General features: G+C 64.1%; 21 protein-coding genes and 1 pseudogene. 14 read left to right on the forward strand and 8 right to left on the reverse strand.

What is annotated here, in order from left to right:
• Positions 1-15 precede the first annotated feature (15 nt).
• From CD928_RS06700 to CD928_RS06715, 4 genes and pseudogenes are all read left to right on the forward strand, one after another.
• Complete coding sequence (locus tag CD928_RS06700; RefSeq protein WP_095386351.1) at positions 16-1,272, forward strand: aromatic ring-hydroxylating dioxygenase subunit alpha; 1,257 nt, start codon at positions 16-18, stop codon at positions 1,270-1,272.
• Between the two features lies 1 nt (position 1,273).
• Positions 1,274-1,765 carry an aromatic-ring-hydroxylating dioxygenase subunit beta gene (locus tag CD928_RS06705; RefSeq protein ID WP_095386352.1) on the forward strand — a complete coding sequence of 164 codons (492 nt, stop codon included), beginning with the start codon at positions 1,274-1,276 and terminating at the stop codon, positions 1,763-1,765.
• A gap of 12 nt (positions 1,766-1,777) precedes the next feature.
• Positions 1,778-2,419 (forward strand): maleylacetoacetate isomerase, encoded by a 642-nt coding sequence (gene maiA, locus CD928_RS06710; protein WP_095386353.1) that lies wholly within the window; start codon positions 1,778-1,780, stop codon positions 2,417-2,419.
• 159 nt (positions 2,420-2,578) lie between these two features.
• A pseudogene (locus CD928_RS06715) lies at positions 2,579-2,843 on the forward strand (transposase); the annotation flags it as partial.
• A 235-nt stretch (positions 2,844-3,078) separates the two neighbouring features.
• On the opposite strand, the gene CD928_RS06720 reads toward CD928_RS06715, so the two are convergent.
• The 5 genes from CD928_RS06720 to CD928_RS06740 all read right to left on the reverse strand — a co-directional run bounded on the left by CD928_RS06720 (position 3,079) and on the right by CD928_RS06740 (position 6,650).
• Entirely contained in the window at positions 3,079-3,552 is a 474-nt protein-coding gene (locus tag CD928_RS06720; RefSeq protein WP_217983737.1) for an IS110 family transposase, read from the reverse strand.
• A gap of 1 nt (position 3,553) precedes the next feature.
• Positions 3,554-3,700: a hypothetical protein gene (locus CD928_RS06725; RefSeq protein ID WP_176473487.1), complete on the reverse strand. Its 147-nt coding sequence runs from the start codon at positions 3,698-3,700 to the stop codon at positions 3,554-3,556.
• Positions 3,697-4,893 carry a CaiB/BaiF CoA-transferase family protein gene (locus tag CD928_RS06730; RefSeq protein ID WP_095386507.1) on the reverse strand — a complete coding sequence of 399 codons (1,197 nt, stop codon included), beginning with the start codon at positions 4,891-4,893 and terminating at the stop codon, positions 3,697-3,699. Before CD928_RS06730 ends, CD928_RS06725 begins: the two co-directional genes overlap by 4 nt.
• 153 nt (positions 4,894-5,046) lie before the next feature.
• Positions 5,047-5,976, reverse strand: a complete 930-nt coding sequence (locus CD928_RS06735) for a hydroxymethylglutaryl-CoA lyase (RefSeq protein ID WP_095386354.1) — start codon at positions 5,974-5,976, stop codon at positions 5,047-5,049.
• Entirely contained in the window at positions 5,976-6,650 is a 675-nt protein-coding gene (locus CD928_RS06740; RefSeq protein ID WP_095386355.1) for a GntR family transcriptional regulator, read from the reverse strand. The genes CD928_RS06735 and CD928_RS06740 overlap by 1 nt, the downstream gene beginning before the upstream one ends.
• A gap of 398 nt (positions 6,651-7,048) precedes the next feature.
• Between CD928_RS06740 and CD928_RS22985 the strand changes: the two genes are divergently transcribed.
• From CD928_RS22985 to CD928_RS06775, 9 genes are all read left to right on the forward strand, one after another.
• Positions 7,049-7,276, forward strand: coding sequence for a hypothetical protein (locus tag CD928_RS22985; RefSeq protein ID WP_141237114.1), 228 nt, complete (start codon positions 7,049-7,051; stop codon positions 7,274-7,276).
• Between the two features lie 391 nt (positions 7,277-7,667).
• Positions 7,668-7,757: a K(+)-transporting ATPase subunit F gene (kdpF, locus tag CD928_RS06745; protein ID WP_095386356.1), complete on the forward strand. Its 90-nt coding sequence runs from the start codon at positions 7,668-7,670 to the stop codon at positions 7,755-7,757.
• Between the two features lie 11 nt (positions 7,758-7,768).
• Positions 7,769-9,472 carry a potassium-transporting ATPase subunit KdpA gene (kdpA, locus tag CD928_RS06750; protein ID WP_095386357.1) on the forward strand — a complete coding sequence of 568 codons (1,704 nt, stop codon included), beginning with the start codon at positions 7,769-7,771 and terminating at the stop codon, positions 9,470-9,472.
• Between the two features lie 11 nt (positions 9,473-9,483).
• A complete protein-coding gene (gene kdpB / locus CD928_RS06755) occupies positions 9,484-11,520 on the forward strand; it encodes a potassium-transporting ATPase subunit KdpB (protein ID WP_095386358.1) in 2,037 nt (678 codons plus the stop codon).
• Between the two features lie 10 nt (positions 11,521-11,530).
• A complete protein-coding gene (gene kdpC, locus CD928_RS06760) occupies positions 11,531-12,121 on the forward strand; it encodes a potassium-transporting ATPase subunit KdpC (protein ID WP_095386359.1) in 591 nt (196 codons plus the stop codon).
• The gene (locus CD928_RS06765) at positions 12,118-14,787 is read left to right on the forward strand and encodes a sensor histidine kinase KdpD (protein ID WP_095386360.1); all 2,670 of its coding nucleotides are present in this window, start codon (positions 12,118-12,120) and stop codon (positions 14,785-14,787) included. Before kdpC ends, CD928_RS06765 begins: the two co-directional genes overlap by 4 nt.
• Entirely contained in the window at positions 14,784-15,518 is a 735-nt protein-coding gene (locus tag CD928_RS06770; protein ID WP_095386361.1) for a response regulator, read from the forward strand. Before CD928_RS06765 ends, CD928_RS06770 begins: the two co-directional genes overlap by 4 nt.
• A gap of 69 nt (positions 15,519-15,587) precedes the next feature.
• Positions 15,588-15,743 carry a hypothetical protein gene (locus tag CD928_RS23350; protein WP_176473488.1) on the forward strand — a complete coding sequence of 52 codons (156 nt, stop codon included), beginning with the start codon at positions 15,588-15,590 and terminating at the stop codon, positions 15,741-15,743.
• Between the two features lie 114 nt (positions 15,744-15,857).
• A complete protein-coding gene (locus tag CD928_RS06775; protein ID WP_095386362.1) occupies positions 15,858-16,115 on the forward strand; it encodes a hypothetical protein in 258 nt (85 codons plus the stop codon).
• Positions 16,116-16,205: 90 nt separating this feature from the next.
• Here CD928_RS06775 and guaA read toward each other — a convergent pair whose 3' ends face one another.
• The gene (gene guaA / locus CD928_RS06780; RefSeq protein WP_095386363.1) at positions 16,206-17,795 is read right to left on the reverse strand and encodes a glutamine-hydrolyzing GMP synthase; all 1,590 of its coding nucleotides are present in this window, start codon (positions 17,793-17,795) and stop codon (positions 16,206-16,208) included.
• Between the two features lie 195 nt (positions 17,796-17,990).
• Between guaA and CD928_RS06785 the strand changes: the two genes are divergently transcribed.
• Positions 17,991-20,513 carry a TonB-dependent siderophore receptor gene (locus tag CD928_RS06785; protein WP_095386364.1) on the forward strand — a complete coding sequence of 841 codons (2,523 nt, stop codon included), beginning with the start codon at positions 17,991-17,993 and terminating at the stop codon, positions 20,511-20,513.
• 10 nt (positions 20,514-20,523) lie between these two features.
• Here CD928_RS06785 and CD928_RS06790 read toward each other — a convergent pair whose 3' ends face one another.
• Both CD928_RS06790 and CD928_RS06795 read right to left on the reverse strand, forming a co-directional pair.
• Positions 20,524-21,570 carry a glycosyltransferase family 1 protein gene (locus CD928_RS06790; protein WP_095386365.1) on the reverse strand — a complete coding sequence of 349 codons (1,047 nt, stop codon included), beginning with the start codon at positions 21,568-21,570 and terminating at the stop codon, positions 20,524-20,526.
• Positions 21,567-22,448, reverse strand: a complete 882-nt coding sequence (locus CD928_RS06795; protein WP_095386366.1) for a UDP-2,3-diacylglucosamine diphosphatase — start codon at positions 22,446-22,448, stop codon at positions 21,567-21,569. Before CD928_RS06795 ends, CD928_RS06790 begins: the two co-directional genes overlap by 4 nt.
• Between the last annotated feature and the right edge of the window lie 41 nt (positions 22,449-22,489).

Here is a 22,489-nt window from a genome sequence, read left to right on the forward strand (position 1 = left end):
CCGGAGGTTAAGGCAATGAAACAGGATGGCCTGAAAGAAGCGATCGGATGGGAAGGCGGAGATTGCGCGACTATTCCTCTCAGCATCTATACCGATAGAGAGGTTTACGAGCGTGAACTGGAACGTCTCTTTTACAACGGGCACTGGTGTTACCTTGGGCTTGAGGCAGAAATTCCCAATCCGGGCGATTTCAAACGCACGGTCATCGGGGAGCGTTCGGTCATCGTCGTGCGCGACAAGAGCGGTGCGATCAACGGCTTTGAAAACCTGTGCGCACACCGCAAGATGAAATTCTGCCGGGCTCGCGATGGCAATGTTGGGGAATTCGTCTGCCCCTATCATCAGTGGATTTATGATCTGCAAGGCAATCTGCGCGGCGTGCCTTACCAGCGCGGACTGCGCCAGGACGGCAAGCTTTCCGGGGGTATGCCTTCCGATTTCAAACGGGAAGAAAATGGCCTTCGCAAGCTGAAAATTGCGACACGCGGGGGCGTGATCTTCGGTTCTTTCGATCAGGATGTCGAGAGTTTCGAAGATTATCTTGGCGAAGAGGTGTTGCGCTATTTCGACCGGATATTCGATGGCCGCAAGCTCGTCATCCTTGGCTACAACAAGCAGAGGATCCCTTCCAACTGGAAGTTGATGATGGAGAACATCAAGGATCCTTATCATGCGGGCCTTCTGCACACCTGGTTCGTGACCTTCGGTCTGTGGCGCGCTGACAGCAAAATGAGGCTCCTGATGGATCCGACAAAGCGCCATGCCGTGATGGCGGGCACGCGCAGTGTTCAGCAAGCGCAGGCCGAGCTCGTTTCCGGTGTCACGAGCTTCAAGGCGGACATGGCCCTTAACGATCCCAGCCAGATCGACATCGTCCATGAGGAATGGTGGGGCGAATATACGGCAACTATGATGACCTTGTTCCCAAGCGTCATCATCCAGCAGCAGGTCAACAGCCTTTCCACCCGGCATATCCAGCCATCCGGACCGAATGCCTTTGACTTTGTCTGGACTCACTTCCGCTTTGAGGACGACGACGAGGAAATGCATGCGCGCAGGCTCAAGCAAGCCAATCTGTTTGGTCCTTCGGGCTATGTCTCTGCCGATGATGGAGAGGTGCTCGAATTTTCTCAGGAAGGCTTCTCGGCCAATCCGTCGGATCGGATGATTGCGCTCATGGGTGGGCGTGGTACCGAAGAAGCCAACGTCATTGCAAGCGAGAACCTGATCCGCGGCATGTATAAATACTGGCGCGAGGTAATGGAGGTTTAAGATGCCTGACAATTTTGAATTGAATAGGATAGCGCAGCTTTATGCCTCCTACGAAAGAGCGATAAACCAGCGTGAGTTTGAATCCTGGGTAGATATTTTTTCATCGGAACCATACTACCGTATCACCGCGCGCGAAAATTTCGAAAAAAATCTGCCGCTTTCCACTCTTGTCCTGAGCAGCAAGGGAATGATGAAGGATCGCGCCTATGGTATTACGCAAACCATTTTCCATGACCCTTATCATCAACGCAACATAACCGGTTTGCCCTTCGTCTCCAGCGTCGAGGACAGTGCATCAGGCAAGGGCAGGCTCGTGCAGTGCGAGGCCAATTTCAGCGTCTTTCGCACCAAGCTGGATAAGTTGAGTGAGGTCTTCTGCGTCGGTCGTTATTTCGATGAAATCGTCGAGGAAGACGGCGCATTGAAGTTCGCCAAGAGGGTGTGCGTCATCGACAGCGAGATGATCCCCAATGCGATCATCTACCCGATCTAGGAACCCGATCCCATGCTGAAACTCTACGAATTTTTTCGTAGCTCTGCATCATACCGCGTCCGGATTGGGCTCAACCTGAAGGGTCTGGACTACACGTCTTGTCCGGTCAACTTCCGCAAGGACGAGCAAATGTCGGAGCCATTCACCTCCCTCAATCCGGCAAAGCTCGTCCCAGTGCTGGAAACCGGGGATGGTTGGTCTTTGGCCCAATCGGCGGCCATTCTCGAATATCTGGATGAGGTCTATCCGGAAAAACCGTTGCTGCCCAGGGATGATCCGAAGGATCGTGCCTTTGTCCGACAATGCGCGCTTGCTGTCGCCTGCGACATTCACCCTTTGAACAACCTGCGCGTTCTCAAATATCTCGTTGGCCCGCTGGGTCTGTCCGATGAAACCAAGAACGAGTGGGTCCGGCACTGGATCTGCGAGGGGTTCGAGGCGCTCGAAGCGATCATTTCAGCGCACAATGGACAACAGGCGCGCTTTTGTTTTGGCGATGCGCCCACGCTCGCGGATTGCTGCCTGATCCCGCAGATATACAATGCGCGCCGTTTTGAGGTCGATATGGCGCAATTCCCGATTCTCGAAAGAATCGACAAGAACTGTGGGGCATTGGAGGCTTTCGCAAAGGCTCATCCCGACGCCGTAGCCTGAAATGGATGACCGCCCAGCTTGCCAAGCTTTCACGCAATCACGATCTCGCCAAGGCGATCAACTATATGTTGCGCCGCTGGGATGCGTTCACGTTGACGTGACCCCCTGATTTTCCTCCAAGCTTGATTAGAGTCCGGCCCTACGAGAAGGACGGACGAGATGAAGAGATCGAGGTTTACAGAGGAGCAGATCATTGGCGTGCTGAAGGAGGCGGAGGCAGACGCGAAGACTGCTGACGTAGCCCGGGCGGCACGGGGTGTCGGAAGCGACGATCTACAACTGGAAGTCGAAGTATGGCGGGCTGGAGGTGTCCGAGGCCCGTTGGCTGAGGGAGCTTGAGAGCGAGAACGCGAAGCTCAAGCGACTGCTGGCCGACACGATGCTGGACAACGTGGCGTTGAAGGATCTCCTGGCAAAAAATGTATGACCCGCCCTGTCCATGCAAGGGTCGATTGGTGTTGACGGTGCCAGTCTGCACAAATGTATCCGGCCTCTCGCGAGTGGGCCGCTGTTGCGGCCAGGCCTTGATGAGATCCGCGCGCCTCGTTCCCAGATAAATGCTTTGGGCTTGCTGCCCGCTTTTTTGCAGGGGTTTACGATGCGCTGGTCCACTGTCTCGTCATCACTCTCACGAACCTCGCAGTTGGTGGCGGCGCTGCTCAGCTGAACGCTGGAACTCGCCGCTCGTAGGTAGCACCCGGCTTGGTCAGGATCACCCAGACAATGCGGGCGATCTTGGCTGCCAGGGCAACCGTGACTTTGTTCTTATGCATCCTGCTCTCAAGCCCATCGAGCCATGGCCCCAACCTGTCCCGGCTGCGGTCAAGATGTGTGACACAGGATCGTGCACGATGGACTATCATCCTTCGCAGATACTTGTTGCCGCGTTTGCTGATACCGAGCAGCTTGTTCTTTCCGCCGGTCGAGTGTTCGCGCGGTACGAGGCCGAGCCAGGCCGCGAGATCACGAGCCTTACTGAACTGCTGCCCGGAACCGGCCGCTGCCAGTAGAGCGGTCGAGGCCAGTGGGCCGATGCCCCGCACAGTCATGAGGCGGCGTGCGGTATCGCTGCGCGCTGCGATGTCTTCGATCTCCTGGTTCATCGTTGCGATGCACTGCTCGAGTTCCATCATCTCACCGTGCCTCTGCATTCGCATAAAGCGGCGAATCGGGATCCAGGTAAGCCATCACGACATCGACGATCAGCAGAGCTGGCTTGTTACCAGGCTCCAGATGGTTTGAAAATGCGTCAGCATAGTTTGCGGATAGGTCTTCGTTCATATGACGCCAGCCTCATTCAGTTTTTCAAGCGCAGTCGCATCAAGCCCGAGTAAAGCACCATAGATTTCGGCGTTGTGCTCTCCGGGGATCGCCGGGGCGGGGCGGCGCACCCCCGAAGGGGTCTTCGACAGCTTGGGAAAGGCGTTTTGCATCTTGAGCTTGCCAAAACGCTTGGTCTCGACCTCGATGATCGCTTCGCGCGCCTGAAAATGCGGATCCTCGATCATTTCGGGCGCGCAATAGAGTCGGCCGGCGGGGATCGAATGGTCGATCATCAATTGCTTGACCTCGGCGACGGTGCGCTGCGCGGTCCAGTGGTTGATGATCTCGTCGAGCTCGCGCTGGTGCTTGCCGCGCGCGATATGGGTGGCAAAGCGCGGATCGGAGGCAAGCTCCTCCTGCCCCATGGCCTTGGCAAGACGCGCGAAGATCTCGTCCTTGTTCGCGCCGATCATGAACATCCCGTCTTTGCACTTATAGACGTTCGAAGGGGCGATGCCCGGCAGGATCGAGCCCGACCGCTCGCGGATCACGCCATTGTGGTCATATTCGGGAACCAGCCCCTCCATCACCTGCAGCACCGCTTCGTAGAGCGCGGTGTCGATGATCTGCCCTTCGCCGGTGCGCTCGCGATGGTGGAGCGCGGCGAGCACCCCCATGCAGCCATAGGTGGCGCACAGCGTATCGCCGATCGAAACGCCCATGCGCGCGGGCGGGCGATCGGGTTCGCCGACGATATAGCGCCAGCCGCCCATCGCTTCGCCGATCCCGCCAAAGCCGGCGCGAGCGGCATAGGGGCCATTTTGGCCATAGCCCGACATCCGCGCAATGATGAGCCCCGGGTTCTCGCGCAAGAGATCCTCGGGCGCCAGACCCCATTTTTCGAGTGTTCCGGGCTTGAAATTCTCGATCAGCACATCGGCCTTGGCGATCAGCTGGCGCGCTAGTTGCTGGCCTTCGGGGATCCGCAGATTGCAGGTCACCGACCGCTTGTTGCGCGCGATTACTTCCCATTGAACCTTTTCTTCGCCCTGACCCCAGAGCCGCATCGGATCGCCTGCCCCAGGAGGCTCGACCTTGATCACATCGGCGCCCATGTCGCCGAGCAGCTGGCCGCAAAAGGGCCCAGCAATGAGCTGACCAAGTTCAACGACGCGAATGTCAGCAAGGGCACCCCTGTTGGAAGGCGTCATCATACTTTATCCCCAAAGCCAATTCCGCGGGCGCACATGGCTGAGGCAAGGTTCGACTTGCGATCTTGCGGTGACCTTTGAATCTCGCCAATCGCTGCTGTTTTTCGAAGGAACCGCCCAGTCTGCTGCGAACGGTTGAACTGCATGGAAGGATTATGAGGCACAGCGTTTTTCCTGAGATGAAGAGGGAAAAAGTGGCGCACGGGCGACCATTCCCGGCAATCTGCGCTGCATCAGATCGCCGAGCCAGTGATTGACCTCAACCAGGGCCTCAAGGTCAAAACCCGTGTCGATGCCGGCTCGCTCGAACATATACACAACGTCTTCGGTCGAGATATTGCCGGTTGCACCCGGCGCAAAGGGGCAGCCGCCCAGGCCGCCCAGCGCCGAATCAATCGTGACCGCCCCTGCCTGAACAGCAACCCATGCATTGGCCAGACCCGTCCCGCGTGTATTATGAAAATGGGCCCTCAACGGAATCCGCGGCACCGCCGCGCGAACTTTGCCAAATAGCGAAGCGACCTGGGCCGGATTGCCGGCGCCGATTGTATCAGCAAGGCAGATTTCGAGCGGCTGCGCCTCAGCCAGAGCGACCGCCATGGCGACGACTCGATCCTTGGCCACTTCCCCTTCGAACGGACAACCAAAGGCCGCGGCAATAGTGACCTGGCCGGTTTTTCCAGCGGCGCGCGCCTTCTCCATAATTTCACGAGCCACTTCAACCGAGCCATCGCTCGTCTGGCCTTGATTCGCCATGGCGAAGCTGTCGGTCGCAACCGCAACCGCCCCAAGCTGGTCGATCCGTCCGGTGGCCAGCGCACGCGCGGCACCGCGCGCATTGAGAACAAGGCTGACATAGGTGACATCTGCGCGCTCGGGCAGTTGCTCGCAAACGGCTTCGGCGTCTGCCATCTGTGGCACGGTCCGAGGATTGACAAAGCTGGTCACTTCGATCCGCCGTGCACCGGCAGCAATCGCGCGATCGATGAGCGAAATTTTATCCTGAGTTGATATGAGGGTTTTTTCATTCTGCAAGCCATCGCGAGGGCCGACCTCAAGTATCTCGACATTTTTCGTATACATTATTGCTCTCGCTCTATCTCTTGGACTTGGCTCAAATCGGGACTGGGTTCAACAAAAGCGTGGTAGGCGCGCATGATGTGAGACCGCAGCAGCGTTTCGGCCATAATGCTATCGCCGCGAGCCAAGGAGTCGATAATTTGCTCATGATCATCATAAGATCGGCGCAGTTCTTCGCGACTGTATTGGTGAACGGTGCGCGAGATTACTGGCCGCTCGATCAAGCCGTTGAGCAGGCTTGCAATATGACGCGATCCTGCCGCCCGGTGAAAAATGGTGTGAAACTCGTGATTTGCATCGAGAAAGGCGTCCGTGTCCACCGAAGGCTTGTCAATCGCCTGACAGATCCGGCGATTCGCAACGCGCAGTCTCTCTATGTCGACGTCGCTTATCCGCGCGGCGGCGCGGTAGGCGGCCCTGCCTTCGAGCAAGGCACGCAGTTCAAAGCTTTCGATCACGTCATCATGCGACCAGTGCGCGATCATCGTTCTATTGGTATCCGTGCGGATCACCAAAAGCTCAGCTTCAAGCTTGCGCAATGCCTCTCGCACAGGTGTTCGTGAAATCCCGCATAATTTTGACAAGGATGCTTCCGTGACCGGCGCTCCGCCAGCCAACTCGCCGCTCAGGATCTTTTCCTTGATCATGCTGTGTGCGAGATCCGAGGCGCGGGACATGACTCGTTTCTGTCAGCTTGAGGTTGAAATTCGACCCGGTGCAGAAATTTGGTATACTTAATTGGGAAACAGTCAAGATCAGATGTCCACCGGACCATTGGCGACATTAGATGGGATTACTGCGATCGATCTTTGAATGGCCCCTTGTGCTCCGGGCGCCTTGGATGATCTTGATTTGCCCAGAAATTCCACACCCGGCCTGCCCGGTCGAAGCGGTGATCGAGGCTGCTGATTGGTTCCACACCAAGATCACCCGGTCGAACGAGATGTGGCCATGCGCGGAAATAGGCCGGCTTCGCTATGCCGGGGCGTCGGGCAATCCGTGCACTAGCCAGAACCTATTGCTCGGAGAATGCCTCGGCAAGATTTTCCGACATTCGCTTGAGCACTGTTAAGCATTGGTCGATTTCGGCCTGATCCATGCCTTGCGCGGCGATCTGGTTGATCTTCGCACCATAGCACATCAGCTCGCTTTCCAGCGCGCGTCCGCGATCGGTCAGCCAGATCTTGAACTTGCGCTTGTCGGCGGCATTGCGTTCACGAACCTGTCAGACTCTACCAAAAAAGCGGTCACAAATCAGGGGAGCACGTCACTCCGTCAGGTGGAACGGCCTGCCGCGATCTAATTTCTGCTCATCGCAAAGGTCCCATGATGGGGGTATTACAGGGGGTATTTTTGGCGAAGCTGATAGAGAAATAACGGTATAACAGCTGGTTAAGTGACCTTGGTGGATCCCTCCTCCGCTACCAATCCATCATGCCCGATCTCCAGATGGCGCCGGGATCTGCGAGAATCATACGAAAATACTATGCGGCGCCTGATTTCGCGCTCTCGAAACCCAACGTTGCTCTCGCCTAATTGATGCTTCGCAGACGAGCCGTGCCGTGACCCGCGGCCGGCGTCTTGCCGGAGCAATACCATGCAGGATCTCTTCTGGATCGGCGTCATCCTCGGCCTTCTCGCCGCGAGCGTCGGCTACGCCCGCCTCTGCGACGACGCGTGACGGAAGGATGCCCATGACAATCGACCTCTGGCTCGCGGGCCTCACCGCGCTCGGCCTGCTCGTCTATCTCGTGGCCGTGCTCGCGCGGCCCGAACGCTTCTAGGGAGGCGCGCCATGACCGTTCAGGGATGGCTTCTCATCATCGTCTTTATCGGCATCCTGCTGCTGCTAGCCAGGCCGATGGGCCAATGGCTCTTCGCGCTCTACGAGGGGCGCGCCACGCCGCTGCACCGGCTGCTCGGCCCGGTCGAGACGCGTTTCTACCGCCTGTCGGGCATCGACCCCAACGAGGAGCAGGGATGGCGCCGCTATGCGGTGCACATGCTGATCTTCAACGTCGCGCTTCTGCTCTTCACCTATGCGATCCTGCGCCTGCAGGGCATCTTGCCGCTCAATCCGCTGGGCCATGACGGGACGAGCGGGGATCTCGCGTTCAACACCGCGGTCAGCTTCACCGCCAACACCAATTGGCAGAGCTATGGCGGCGAATCGACGATGTCGAACCTCAGCCAGATGCTCGGGCTGACGATCCATAATTTCCTGTCGGCGGCGACCGGGATCGCGCTCGCCTTCGCGCTGTTTCGCGGTTTCGCGCGGCGCGAGACGAAGACGATCGGCAACTTCTGGGCCGACGTGACGCGCGTGACGCTCTATCTGCTGCTGCCGCTCTGCGTCGTCATCGCGATCTTCTATATCGCGAGCGGCGTGCCGCAGACGCTCGCGGGCTCGATCGACGTGACGACGCTCGAGGGCGCGAAGCAGACGCTGGCGCTGGGGCCGGTCGCGAGCCAGGAGGCGATCAAGCTGCTCGGCACCAACGGCGGCGGCTTCTTCAACGCCAACAGCGCGCATCCGTTCGAGAATCCGACCGCGCTCACCAATCTCGTCCAGATGCTGTCGATCTTCGCGATCGGGGTCGGGCTGACCTGGACCTTCGGCAGGGCGGTCGGCAACCAGCGCCAGGGCTGGGCGATCCTCGCCGCGATGATGACGCTGTTTCTTGCGGGCGCCGCGATCGCCTATTGGCAGGAAGCGGCGGGCAACCCGGTGCTGCACCAGCTCGGCGCCGCCGGCGGCAATATGGAAGGCAAGGAGGTGCGCTTCGGCATCGCCCAATCGGCGCTGTTCGCGGTCGTCACCACCGCGGCTTCGTGCGGTGCGGTCAATGCGATGCACGACAGCTTCACCGCGATCGGCGGGATGATCCCGCTGTTCAACATGCAGCTCGGCGAAGTGGTGATCGGCGGCGTCGGCGCGGGAATATACGGCTTCCTGCTCTTCGCCATTCTCGCGGTGTTCGTCGCGGGGCTGATGGTCGGGCGCACCCCCGAATATGTCGGCAAGAAGATCGAGGCGCGCGAGGTCAAGCTCGCGGTGCTCGCGATCGCGGTGCTGCCGCTCGTGATCCTCGGCTTCACGGCCATCGCCTCGGTGACCGGGGCGGGGCTCGCGGGGCCGCTCAACAAGGGACCGCACGGATTTTCGGAAATCCTCTATGCCTTCACCAGCGCGGTCGCGAACAACGGCTCGGCCTTCGCCGGCCTTTCCGCCAACACCCCCTTCTACAACGGCCTGCTCGGCGTCGCGATGTGGGTCGGCCGCTTCTTCATCATCGTTCCGATGCTGGCGATCGCGGGCGGCCTCGCGGCGAAGAAATACACGCCCGAAACGGCGGGCAGCTTCCCCACAACGGGGCCGCTGTGGACGGGCCTTCTCATCGGCATCGTGGTTGTGGTCGGCGGCCTGACCTTTCTTCCCAGCCTCGCGCTCGGGCCCATCGCCGATCATCTCGCGATGATCGGCGGCCAGCTTTTCTAAGGATTCCCTCCATGGTCCGATCCGCACAAAAATCGCTGTTCACGGCCGATCTGATCGTTCCCGCGATCGGCGACGCCTTCCGCAAGCTCGATCCGAAGCAACTGATCCGCAACCCGGTGATGTTCACCACCGCCGTCGTCGCGGTGCTGCTCACCATCCTGCTCATCGTCGGGCAGGACGGGCTCGCCACCGGCTTCAAGCTGCAACTCGTCATCTGGCTCTGGCTCACCGTCCTGTTCGGCACCTTTGCCGAGGCGCTCGCCGAAGGGCGCGGCAAGGCGCAGGCGGCGTCGCTGCGCGCGACCAAGGCGGAACTGACCGCCAAGCGCCTGAAGGGCGACGGCCCGGCCCATGACAGCGTTCCTGCGAGCGCGCTCAGGGTCGACGATATCGTCCTCGTCGAAACCGGCGACCTCATCCCTTCGGATGGCGAGGTGATTGCCGGTGTCGCATCGGTCAACGAGGCCGCGATCACCGGCGAGAGCGCGCCCGTCATCCGAGAGGCCGGCGGCGACCGCTCGGCGGTCACCGCGGGCACCCGCGTTATTTCGGACGAAATCCGTGTCCGGGTGACCGTCAATCCGGGGCAGGGTTTCCTCGACCGCATGATCGCGCTCGTCGAGGGCGCCGAACGGCAGAAAACCCCGAACGAGATCGCGCTGACGCTGCTGCTCGTCGGGCTGACGATCATCTTCCTGGTCGCGGTCGGCACGATTCCGGGCTTCGCGAGCTATGCGGGCGGCAGCATCCCGGTCGCGATCCTCGCGGCGCTGCTCGTCACCCTCATCCCGACGACGATCGCGGCACTGCTTTCGGCGATCGGCATCGCGGGGATGGACCGGCTCGTGCGCTTCAACGTGCTCGCCAAATCGGGCCGCGCGGTCGAGGCGGCGGGCGACGTCGACGTGCTGCTGCTCGACAAGACCGGCACGATTACTGTCGGCGACCGCCAGGCCACCGAATTCCGTCCCTTGGACGGCGCGCCTGTGTCGGGTCTCGCCGAAGCGGCGCTGCTGGCGAGCCTCGCCGACGAGACCCCCGAGGGCCGGTCGATCGTCGCGCTTGCGCGCGCGAAGTTCGGGCAGACCGCCGCGGCGCTTCCCGGCGGCGCGGACATCATTCCCTTCACCGCGCAGACGCGCATTTCGGGGGTGAAGATCGGCGAGACCGTCATTCAGAAGGGCGCCGTCGATTCGATCCTCAAGGCCAATCCCGGCGCCGGTGCGACCGCCGCCGCGACCGAACTGCGCCGCATCACCGACGAGATCGCGCGCGCCGGCGGAACGCCGCTCGCGGTCGCGAAGGACGGCCGGTTGCTCGGCGCGATCTTCCTCAAGGATATCGTCAAGGCGGGCATCCGCGAACGCTTCGGCGAGCTGCGCGCGATGGGCATCCGCACGGTGATGATCACCGGCGACAATCCGCTCACCGCCGCGTCGATCGCGGCCGAAGCGGGGGTCGACGATTTCCTCGCGCAGGCGACGCCCGAGGACAAGCTCGCGCTGATCCGCAAGGAGCAGCAGGGCGGCCGGCTCGTCGCGATGTGCGGCGACGGCACCAACGATGCGCCGGCGCTCGCGCAGGCCGACGTGGGTGTCGCGATGAACACCGGGACGCAGGCGGCGCGCGAGGCGGGCAATATGGTCGACCTCGACAGCGATCCGACCAAGCTGATCGAGGTCGTCGGGCTCGGCAAGCAGCTGCTGATGACGCGCGGCGCGCTGACAACCTTCTCGGTCGCCAACGACGTCGCCAAATATTTCGCGATCATCCCGGCGATGTTCGTCGCACTCTATCCGGGGCTCGGCGTGCTCAACGTCATGGGCCTCGCAACACCGCAAAGCGCGATCCTGTCGGCGATCATCTTCAACGCGCTGATCATCCCGCTGCTCGTGCCGCTGGCGCTCAAGGGCGTCGCCTACCGCCCGATCGGCGCGGGACCGCTGCTCGCGCGCAATCTCGCCATCTATGGTCTCGGCGGGCTCGTCGCGCCCTTCGCCGGGATCAAGCTCATCGACCTGGCCGTCGGCGGCCTGGGTCTCGCCTGAGGAAACGACCATGACCAAGGACCTCATCAGCGCGCTGCGTCCGGCGCTCGTCATGACATTGCTCTTCGCCGTCCTGCTCGGCATCGCCTATCCGCTCGCGCTCACCGGCATCGGGCAGACCCTCTTCCCCTCGCAGGCGAACGGCAGCCTCGTTCGCGAGAATGGGCGGGTCGTCGGTTCGACCGTCGTTGGCCAGGCCTTCGGGTCGGAGCGCTATTTCCATACGCGGCCTTCGGCGGCGGGTGACGGCTATGACGGTCTCGCCTCGTCGGGCTCGAACCTCGGCCCGACGTCGCGGGCGCTCGCGGCCCGCGTCAAGGACGATATCGCAAGGCTTTCCGAAACGGCACCGGGCCGTCCCGTCCCGCCCGACCTGGTGACGACCTCCGCCTCGGGGCTCGATCCCGATATCAGCCCCGAGGCGGCCTTTTATCAGGTTGAGCGCGTCGCACGGGCGCGGGGACTCGATCCGGCGGCGGTGCGCCGGCTCGTCGACCGGAGCGTCGAGCGGCCGCTGCTCGGCTTCCTCGGCGAACCGCGCGTCAATCTGTTCAAGCTCAATCGACGTCTGGATGCTTTTGGCGCTAAACCCGCGACGTGACCGACGCCGACCGACCCTCCCCCGAAGCCTTCCTGCGTGCAGCCGCGCAGGAAGGCCGCGGCCGGCTCAAGATCTTCCTGGGCGCCGCGCCGGGGGTCGGCAAGACATGGGAGATGCTGACCGACGGCCGGCACCGGCGCGAGGCCGGGGTCGATGTCGTGGTCGGGGTGGTGGAGACGCACGGCCGGCGCGAGACCGAGGCGCTCGTCGCCGGGCATGAGATCATTCCGCGCCGGGAGGTCGATCATCAGGGGCACGGCCTTGGCGAGATGAACATCGACGCGATCCTCGAACGCCATCCGCAGCTCGTTCTCGTCGATGAACTCGCGCATACCAACGCACCGGGCAGCCGCCACCCCAAGCGCTATCAGGACGTCGAGGAACTGCTCGATGCGGGAATCGACGTTTATTCGACGCTCAACATCCAGCATGTCGAGAGCCTCAACGATGTCGTGGCCTCCTTCACCCGCATCCGCGTGCGCGAGACGGTGCCCGATTCGATCCTCGAAAACGCCGAGATCGAGGTCGTCGACATTCCGCCCGATGAGCTGATCGAACGGCTGCGCGACGGCAAGGTGTATATCCCGCAGGAAGCGACGCGCGCGCTTGGCCATTTCTTCTCCAAGTCGAACCTGACCGCGCTGCGCGAACTCGCGCTGCGCCACGCGGCGCAGGCGGTCGACGCGCAGATGCTGGAGCATGTCCGCAGCCACGCGCTCGCGGGCAGCTTCGCGGTCGGCGAGCGGATCGTGGTTGCGGTCAGCGAGCTGCCGGTCGCCGCAGAACTGGTTCGCGCGGGCAAGCGGCTCGCCGATGCGCTGAAGGCGCCGTGGACCGCGGTGCATATCGAAACCCGACGCAGCCAGAGCATGACGGCCGGCGACCGCAGGCAGCTTGCCGACACGCTGGCGCTCGCATCGCGCCTCGGCGCCTCGACCGCGAGCGTTCCCGCGGCGAGCGTCGTCGAAGGACTCCGCAGCTTCGCCGCCGACGCGCGCGCGACGCAGATCGTCATCGGCAAATCGACGCGGCCCTGGTGGTTCGAGGTCCGCCACGGATCGGTGGTCGACCAGCTCGTGCGGACGATCGACGATGTCGCGATCCACGTCCTTCCGGGAGAGCCCGAGATCGCGAGACGGCAGCCTGCTTCGGTTTCGATGCCCGGTCGCTGGGGCAAGCCCGCCCATTATCTCTGGTCGTTCGCGCTCGTTGCGGTGATGACGGCGCTTGGCCGCGTGCTGCTCGAAGCGATCGATCTCGGCAACATCTCGCTGCTCTATCTCGTGCCGGTGATGTTCGCGGCCGCGACCTTCGGTTTGCGCGCGGGGCTGTTCGCGGGGCTCGCCTCCAGCCTCGCCTATAATTTCTTCTTTCTGCCGCCGACGGGGACCCTCTCGGTCAACAATCCCGAGAATGTCGTGAGCATTCTCGTGCTCCTCGGCGTCGCGGTGGTGACGAGCCAGTTCGCCGCGCGGGTCCGCGCGCAGGCCGATCTCGCGCAGTCGAGCGCGCGCCAGAACGCGGCGCTCGCCACCTTCTCGCGCCAATTGACCGCCGCGGCCGATCGGGATGCGCTGATGCAGGCGATCTGCGCCGAGGTCGGCCGCCTGCTCGACGTGCACAGCGTGCTGCTCCTGCCGTCGGCCGATGGCCCGGTGGTGCGCGCCGCGGTCCCGCCCGAGGACCGGCTCGGCCAGATCGAGCGCGCCGCGGCGCAGTGGGCCATCGACAACGCGCAGCCGGCCGGGCGCGGATCGGCGACGCTCACCGCGTCGGACTGGCTCTTCCACCCGCTGCAGACGACGCGCGGCGTGCTCGGCGTGCTCGGGCTGACCCGCGACGATGCCGGGGAGCCGGTCCGGTCCGATCAGGTGCCGCTGCTGATGAGCCTGCTCGACCAGGCCTCGATCGCGCTCGACCGCATGGAGCTGGAAGAGGCGTCGCTTCATGCCCGGCAGGCCGACGAGCGCGACCGCTTGCGCTCGGCGCTGCTGTCGTCGGTCAGCCACGACCTTCGCACCCCGCTCACGACGATCCTGTCCGCGGCGCAGGAAATGCGGCGCGATCCGTCCCCCGCGATGGCCGCGACGATCGAGGCAGAGGCGCGGCGCCTAAACCGCTTCGTCTCCAACCTGCTCGACATGGTTCGCGTCGAAGCGGGCGCGCTTGCGATGAAGGCCGAAGCGACCGACCTGTTCGATGCCGCCGCGAGCGCGGCGCACGATACGCGGGCGTCGCTCGCAGGGCATGAGGTGAAGGTCGACATCTCTCCCAACATCCCGCTGGTCCGCGTCGACCCGGTGCTGCTCCATCATTGCCTGATCAACCTGCTCGACAACGCCGGCCGTTATGCCGATCCCGATACGCCGATCGTCATCCGCGCGCGCCGCACCGCCGATGCGATCCTGCTGTCGGTCATCGACCAGGGGCCCGGCATTGCCCCCGGCAACGAAAAGCGTGTCTTCGAAACTTTCACGCGGCTCGAGGGCGGCGACCGCGCGAAGCATGGCACGGGGCTGGGCCTCGCGATCGTGAAGGGTTTCGCCGAGGCGATGGGGCTTGCGGTGGAGGCCGGCAACAACCCCGATCCGCACGGTGCCTGCTTCACCATCAGCATTCCGGAAACGCTGATCATCGCGCCCGTGGACGACAAGGAAATCCCATGAAAGTTCGCCACAAGGTTCTGATCGTGGACGACGAACTCCACATCCGCCGCCTGATCCACGCGGCGCTGGCGCGTTCGGACTATGCGATCGTCGAAGCCGAAAACGCCCGCGAGGCGATCGACCGCCTGCAGAGCGAACGTCCCGACATCACGCTGCTCGACCTTGGGCTGCCCGATCGCGACGGGCTGGAGCTCGTGCCGCTTTTCAAGCAGCGATCCGACACCACGCTGATCGTCATCTCGGCGCGCGATGCGACCGACGAGAAGGTCGCGGCGCTCGATCTCGGCGCGGACGATTATCTCACCAAGCCGTTCGACACCGACGAACTGCTCGCCCGTGTCCGGGTCGCCCTTCGAAACCGGCTGACCCGCGACGGCGGCAACCTCGCCTTGGCGGTCGGCGACGTGGCGATCGATCTGGTGGCGCGGACGGTGACGAAAAGGGGGCGCGAGGTCCATCTGACGCCGAAGGAATATGCGGTGCTGGCGCAGCTCGCTCGCTTTCCCGGCCGCGTCATCACCCACAAGCAGATCATGGCCGAGGTCTGGCCCCGCGAGCATGAACATCATGTCGAATATCTGCGCGTGCTGGTGCGTACGCTGCGCCAGAAGATTGAGGCGGACCCGCAGCAGCCACAGATCATCTGCAACGAACTGGGCATCGGCTATCGGCTGCGGGGCAATGTCGACACGCCGGGCGGAGAATCGGGGTCCGACGGATCGCGGGCATAATGTTTTTCCTATGAGAGACGGCTGGCTTCGCTCTCGAAATCAAACGCGCGCCCGCGGTACATCCGCGCCATGTCCCGGGACGACATCGAACAACGCCCTGCTTCGCCGCCGTCGATGCGGGCCCGGATCGTCGACTGGCTCGGCGCGCAGGGACCTTCCGCCCTGACCGTCTATATGTGCGGCGCCGTGGTCGTAGTCGCCTTCGTCGCCGACGCGCTACGTTGATCGTGGCCCGCCGTGAAGCCGATCATATGCAATCGCAATGCGGGCGCGCTTTTATCGGTCTCGAATTGCTACGTGCGCCTGCGTAGTTGAACGGCCTCTCGCAAGGAGGCCGGGATGGAAAGATGGTATGAAACCAAGGCAGCGGCCATCGGGCTGCGCGCGGGCGGATTGATCCTGCTCGCCATCGGCGCTTGGTCGGCGATCCGGTTGCATCAGCTTGCCCTGACGAACGCGCATCGTGACACTGCCTCGCTGGTCCTTGCCGCACTATGCTTCCTGTGCGCGAGCGCGGGTTCTGCCCTGGTGTGGGAGGGGCCGGGGCTTTGGGCGCCGGTCGAGGTTTCGGAGCGCTGGAGACGATCAGATCCCTAGCGTGACGGAAGAAACGAAGGGCTCAGCTCTCCCTTAACGGGCTGGCCTCGCCTCCGTTTTTTTCCGTGCTGAAATGGTCACCAGCGCCCCTCACTCCCACTCGATCGTGCCCGGCGGCTTCGACGTATAGTCATAGACCACGCGGTTTATCCCTTGCACCTCGTTGATGATCCGCGTCGCGCAGCGGCTGAGGAAGCTCGCGTCGAAGGGATAGATGTCGGCGGTCATGCCGTCGGTCGAGGTGACGGCGCGCAGCGCGCAGACATGGTCGTAGGTGCGCCCGTCGCCCATCACGCCGACGGTCTTGACGGGAAGCAGCACCGCGAAGGCCTGCCAGATCGCGTCATAAAGCCCCGCGCTGCGGATTTCCTCGAGATAGACGGCGTCGGCCTTGCGGAGGATGTCGCAGCGGTCCTTCGATACCTCGCCCGGAATGCGGATCGCGAGGCCGGGGCCGGGGAAGGGATGGCGGCCGACGAAGATGTCGGGGAGGCCGAGTTCCTTGCCGAGCAGGCGCACCTCGTCCTTGAACAATTCGCGCAGCGGCTCGACCAGCTTCATGTTCATGCGTTCGGGCAGGCCGCCGACATTGTGGTGGCTCTTGATCGTCACGCTCGGCCCGCCGGTGAAGGAGACGCTTTCGATCACGTCGGGGTAGAGCGTGCCTTGCGCGAGGAAATCGGCGCCGCCGAGCTTCTTCGCTTCCTCCTCGAACACGTTGATGAATTCGCCGCCAATGAACTTGCGTTTCTTTTCGGGGTCGGTGACCCCCGCGAGGCCCGCCATGAAACGCTCCTCGGCGTCGACCACGACGAGCGGGATGTTGTAATGGTCGCGGAACAGCCGCTCGACCTGCTCGCGTTCGTTGAGACGCAAGAGGCCATGGTCGACGAAGACGCAGGTGAGCTGCTCGCCGATCGCCTCGTGGATCAGCACCGCGGCGACCGCGCTGTCGACCCCGCCCGACAGGCCGCAGAGCACGCGCTGGCCGCCGACTTGCGCGCGGATTTCGGCGATCTTGGTGGCGCGGAACTCGGCCATCGTCCAGTCGCCCGAACAGCCGCAGACGTGGCGAACGAAGTTCGCGATCAGCTTCGCGCCGTCAGGGGTGTGGACCACCTCGGGGTGGAACTGGGTGCCGTAATAGCGGCGCTCATCGTTGGCGATCAGCGCGAAGGGCGCACCGTCGCTGATCGCGACGATGCGGAAGCCGGGCGCGAATTGCGTCACGCGGTCGCCGTGGCTCATCCACACCTGATGTCGCTCACCGACCTCCCACAGCCCGTCGAACAGCACGCAGGGCTCGGTGACGGTCAGGAAGGCGCGGCCGAATTCGCCGTCGCGCTCGCCGTCGGCGCCGCCAGGTTCGACCTGCCCGCCGAGTTGCTGGCTCATGACCTGCTGGCCGTAGCAGATGCCGAGAATGGGCAGGCCGCTGTCGAACACCGACTGCGGCGCGCGCGGGCTGCCCGTGGCGGGGACCGAGGCGGGCGAGCCCGAGAGGATCACGCCCTTGGGCCGCATCCGTTCGAGCGCGGCTTCGGCGCCGCTGAACGGGACGATCTCGCTATAGACCCCGGCCTCGCGGACGCGCCGGGCGATGAGCTGGGTGACCTGACTGCCGAAATCGACGATCAGGATGGATTCGGGGAGCGCGGCGGCGGTGTCTGGAGTCGGCATGGCTGGCCGATAAAGAGGCGCGCCGCCGCTGTCCAGCGGTCGCTATGGGGCGCCGGTCGAACTTTTGTCGCGCTGCCATATTGTTGCGACAAATTGCGACCAGATGAACCGCCGGGGCAAATCCATGTCATGCCGGGTTCAGCCGGACGCGCTAAGAAAAAACCAAGACAAGATTATAAGAAGGCTCCCCTTCCCATGAAAAAGATCCGCCTTTCCCTGTCCGCACGCGCGCTGTTGCTTGCCGGTGCCGCAACTGTTGCTGGTCCGGCGATGGCCGCGGCCGCCGATACGCTGCCCGATGCGGCCGCGGTCGCGCCCACCGATCAGCCGGTCGACGCCGATACGAGCGTGCCGAACGACCATGAGGGCGAAGAAGAGGAAGGCGAAATCGTCGTCACCGCGCAGCGTCTCGCGGGGCAGCTCGAAACCGATATCGCCGCCGATGCCGAACTCGATGAGGCCGCGATCGCGAGCTACGGCGCTTCGTCGATCGAGGAACTGCTCGACGCGCTCGAGCCGATGACGCGCTCGGGCCGCGGCCGCGGCGGCGGGCGCCCGGTCATCCTCGTCAACGGCCGCCGCACCTCGGGCTTCGGCGCGGTGCGCAACATCCCGCCCGAGGCGATCGCCAAGGTGGAGGTTTTTCCCGAAGAGGTCGCGCTGCAATATGGCTATGCCGCGACCGAGCGCGTCGTCAATTTCGTGCTCAAGCCGAATTTCCGGCAGGTGTCGGTCGAGGCGGAGGCCGGGGTGCCGACGCAGGGCGGCCAGTTCAAGAGCGAACTCGAACCCGCCTTCACCGCGATCGGGAAGAACGGCCGGCTCAATCTTAACGCGAGCTGGGAGCATCAGACGATGCTGCTCGAAAGCGAGCGCAGCCTCGATTATGAGGACAGCGCCGAGGGCCGCGACCTTGCCGCGGGCGCGTCGGCGCGCAGCCTGCTGCCGGCGAAGGACAGCTATGTCATCGACGGCACGCTGGTGCGCAACATCGACAAGGTGACCGAGGCGTCGGTCAGCTTGCGCTTCGACCAGACCGACAGTCTGAGCCTGCTCGGCCCCGACACGGGCGGGCCGGGGGATCCGCTGCGCCGCGACAGCCGGACGCAGAACTGGACGAGCTCGGCGAGCGTCAACGGGATGCTCGGCGACTGGCGCTGGTCGGTGACGGGCAATTATGCCGACGCCGACACGCGCACCTTCACCGACCGCGCCGGCGGCACCCGCGACCGTTTCGACAGCAGCCAGCAGAGCTTTGGCGCCAACACCAACTTCTCGGGCAGCCTCGGCGAGGGCTGGGCGGGCCCGCTTCGCCTGTCGGCGACCGCGAGCTATTCGGGGCTGCGCTTCGACAGCCAGTCGCAGCGCGGCGCGGTGGTCACGACCACCGACCTGTCGCGTGACGTGCCGAGCGTCTTCGGGTCGCTCAACGTCCCCTTGCTCGACCCCGACTATAACGCCGGGCCGATCCGCGTGTCGGCGACGCTCAGCGGCCAGGTGCAGAAGCCGAGCGATTTCCAGACGCTGAAGAATTGGGGCGCCAACCTCAATTTCGTCTTCACCGACAATCTCTCGCTCGTCGCGAGCTTCAACAGCGACGAGGAGGCGCCCAGCGTGACGCAGCTCGGTGCCGCGCCGCTGACGACCGAGGGGGTGACCTATTACGACCTCAAGACCGGCCAGACGGGGTTGATCACGACCACGACGGGCGGCAATCCCTTCCTGCTCGCCGAGCGGCGGCGCGACTTCAAGCTCGGGCTCAACTGGGAAGTGCCGATGGTCGAGGGGCTGCGCGTCTCGGTCAACTACAACAGCAACAAAAGCTATGATACGGCGAACGGCTTCCCGCTGCTGACCCCCGAGATCGAGGCGGCCTTCCCCGACCGGGTGACGCGCGCGCCCGACGGCACCTTGCTCGCGATCGATCAGCGGCCGGTCAATTTCGACCGCGCGAGCAATTCGCAAATCCGCTGGGGTTTCAATTTCGGCAAGAGCTTCGGCCAGCCCGAGCCGGGCGCTCGCGGCGGCGGCGAAGGTCGCGGCGGTCGCCGGTCGGGTGCGGGCGCACCGCCTCCCGAAGGCGGCGACACACCGCCGCCACCGCCCGAAGGCGCGGCGCGCGGCGAGGGCCAGCAGGCCGCGCCGCCGCCCGCAGCGGCGGAAGGCCCGCGGCGCGGCGGCGGAGGCCGCGGTTTCGGCCGGCGCGGCGGCGGTGGCGGGCCGTTCGGCGGCGGCCAGCAGGGCGGCCGCTGGCAGGTGTCGCTCTATCATACGATCAAGCTGACCGACAAAGTGCTGATCGGCCCCGGCGTGCCCGAGCTCGACCTGCTCCATGGCTCGGCGACGGGCAATGGCGGCGGCAGCAACCGTCATCTCGTCGAGCTCGACGGCGGTGTCTTCTACAAGGGGATCGGCGCGCGGGTCAGCGCCAAGTACGACAGTGGCAGCACCGTGGTCGGCGGCGCCAACGGCGACCTCGACTTCCACGATCTTGCGACTTTCAACCTGCGCGTCTTCGCCGATTTCAACCAGATGCCCAAGCTGACCGGGGACCTGCCGTTCCTCAAGAATTCGCGGCTGCGCCTGTCGGTGAACAATCTGTTCGACGCCCAGCGCAAGGTCACCGACGCGAGCGGTACGGTGCCGCTGACCTATCAGCCGGGCTACACCGACTCGCTCGGCCGCTATGTCGAGCTGGAGTGGCGCAAGGCCTTCTAGGGTCCTGACCCTAGGCGGCGAGGGCGGCGCCGGCGGGCGCCGCCACCGGTTCGGCCGGCACGAAGGTGAGCGCGTTCAGGAATTGCGCGGTGCAGGCCGACCAACTGTAGCGCGCGCCGAGCGCGGCGGCCTCGGCGCGGTCGCAGGCGAGCGCGCGGGCGATCGCGACGTCGAGATCCTCGTCGAGCGCGCCCGCGCCGCCGGTCACGATATCGCCGGGACCGGGCACCGGGTAGGCGGCAACCGGCGTGCCGCAACTCAGCGCCTCGATCACGACGAGCCCGAAAGTGTCGGTTCGGCTGGGGAAGGCGAAGACGTCGGCGCCGGCATAGGCCGCGGCGAGCGCTTCGCCGCCGAGCTTGCCGAGAAAGATCGCCTCTGGATAGCGCGCCGCGAGATCGGCAAGCGCGGGGCCGTCGCCCACGATCACCTTGGTTCCGGGCTGCCGCGTTTCGAGGAAAGCCTCGATATTCTTTTCGACCGCGACGCGCCCGACATAGAGCTGGATGGGGCGCGGCAGACCGGCGAGCGCCAGATGGGGGGCATGGTCGGCACGAAACAACGCATGGTCGACACCGCGCTCCCACAGCATCGTCTGGGGGAGCCCCTGATCGCCAAGTTCGCGCGCCAGGCTGCGCGTCGCGACCATGATGTGGCGCGCGGGCCGGTGGAACCAGCGGATGAAGCGCCAGACGAAGGCGGGCGACACCGGCATGCGCGCCGCGACATAGTCGGGAAAGCGCGTGTGATAGGCGGTGGTGAAGGGGAAGCCGTTCTGGAGACACCAGCGCCGTGCCGCGAGTCCGAGCGGCCCCTCGGTCGAGATATGGATCGCCTGCGGCGCGAAAGCGCGGATACGGCGGCCGACGCTGCGCCGCCCTGCGAAAGCGAGGCGGATTTCGCCATAGGTGGGGCAGGGGATCGAGCGGAACAGATCGGGCGAGATCACCGCGACCTCATGACCCGCGCCGCGCAGTTCGGCGATCGTCGCCTGCAGCGTGCGGACGACGCCGTTGACCTGCGGCTCCCACGCGTCGGTGACGATCAGGATCCTCATGCCGCCCGCGCCGGGGCGGGCAGTTCGATCGCCGCGGGCGCCGGGCGCGCCGCGACTTCCTCGGCCCAGCGCAAGATCTCCATCGTGCCGTCGTGGTGCTCGACGAGCGCGGTGCAGCCCTCGACCCAGTCGCCGTCGTTATAATAGTCCACGCCGTCGATCGCGCGCATCTCGGCGCTGTGGATATGGCCGCACACGACCCCGTCGACCCCGCGCGAGCGCGCCGCGTGGGCGACGACCTCTTCATAGCGGCCGATGAACTGGACGGCGTTCTTGACCTTGTGCTTGGCGACCAGCGACAGCGACCAATAGGGCAGGCCAAGGCGGCTGCGGATGGCGTTCACCACCACATTGCACTTCATCAAGGCGGTGTAGGCGGCGTCGCCGACGAAGGCGAGCCAGCGGTGAGCAAGCATCACCGCGTCGAACTCGTCGCCGTGGACGACGAGCAGCTTGCGGCCATCGGCGGTTTCGTGGATCGCCTCGCGGCGGATTTCGACCCCGCCGAAATCGAAGCCGTCGAAGGGCTTGACCATCTCGTCATGATTGCCGGGGACATAGACGACGCGGGTGCCGCGCTTGGCGCGCTTCAGCACGCGCCAGACGACGTCATTGTGCTCGGGCGGCCAGAAATGCCGCTTCTTGAGCCGCCAGCCGTCGATGATGTCGCCGACCAGATAGAGCGTCTCGCAATCGACATGGTCGAAGAAGTCGATCAGCAGACCGGCGTTGCAGCCGCGGGTGCCGAGGTGGATGTCGCTGACCCACACCGCGCGATAGCTCCGCCTTTTGCCGATCACGCGTTCGGGCACATGCGGATCGGTGGTGAAGGGATCGGGAAAGCGCGCCGGGATCGGCAGGGTCGAAATCGAGGCCATGTCGCACTCCTTGAGGTAGCTTGTGGCTGCCCACGGCCTAG

The organism is Sphingopyxis sp. GW247-27LB (assembly GCF_002277025.1).
Lineage (GTDB): Bacteria > Pseudomonadota > Alphaproteobacteria > Sphingomonadales > Sphingomonadaceae > Sphingopyxis.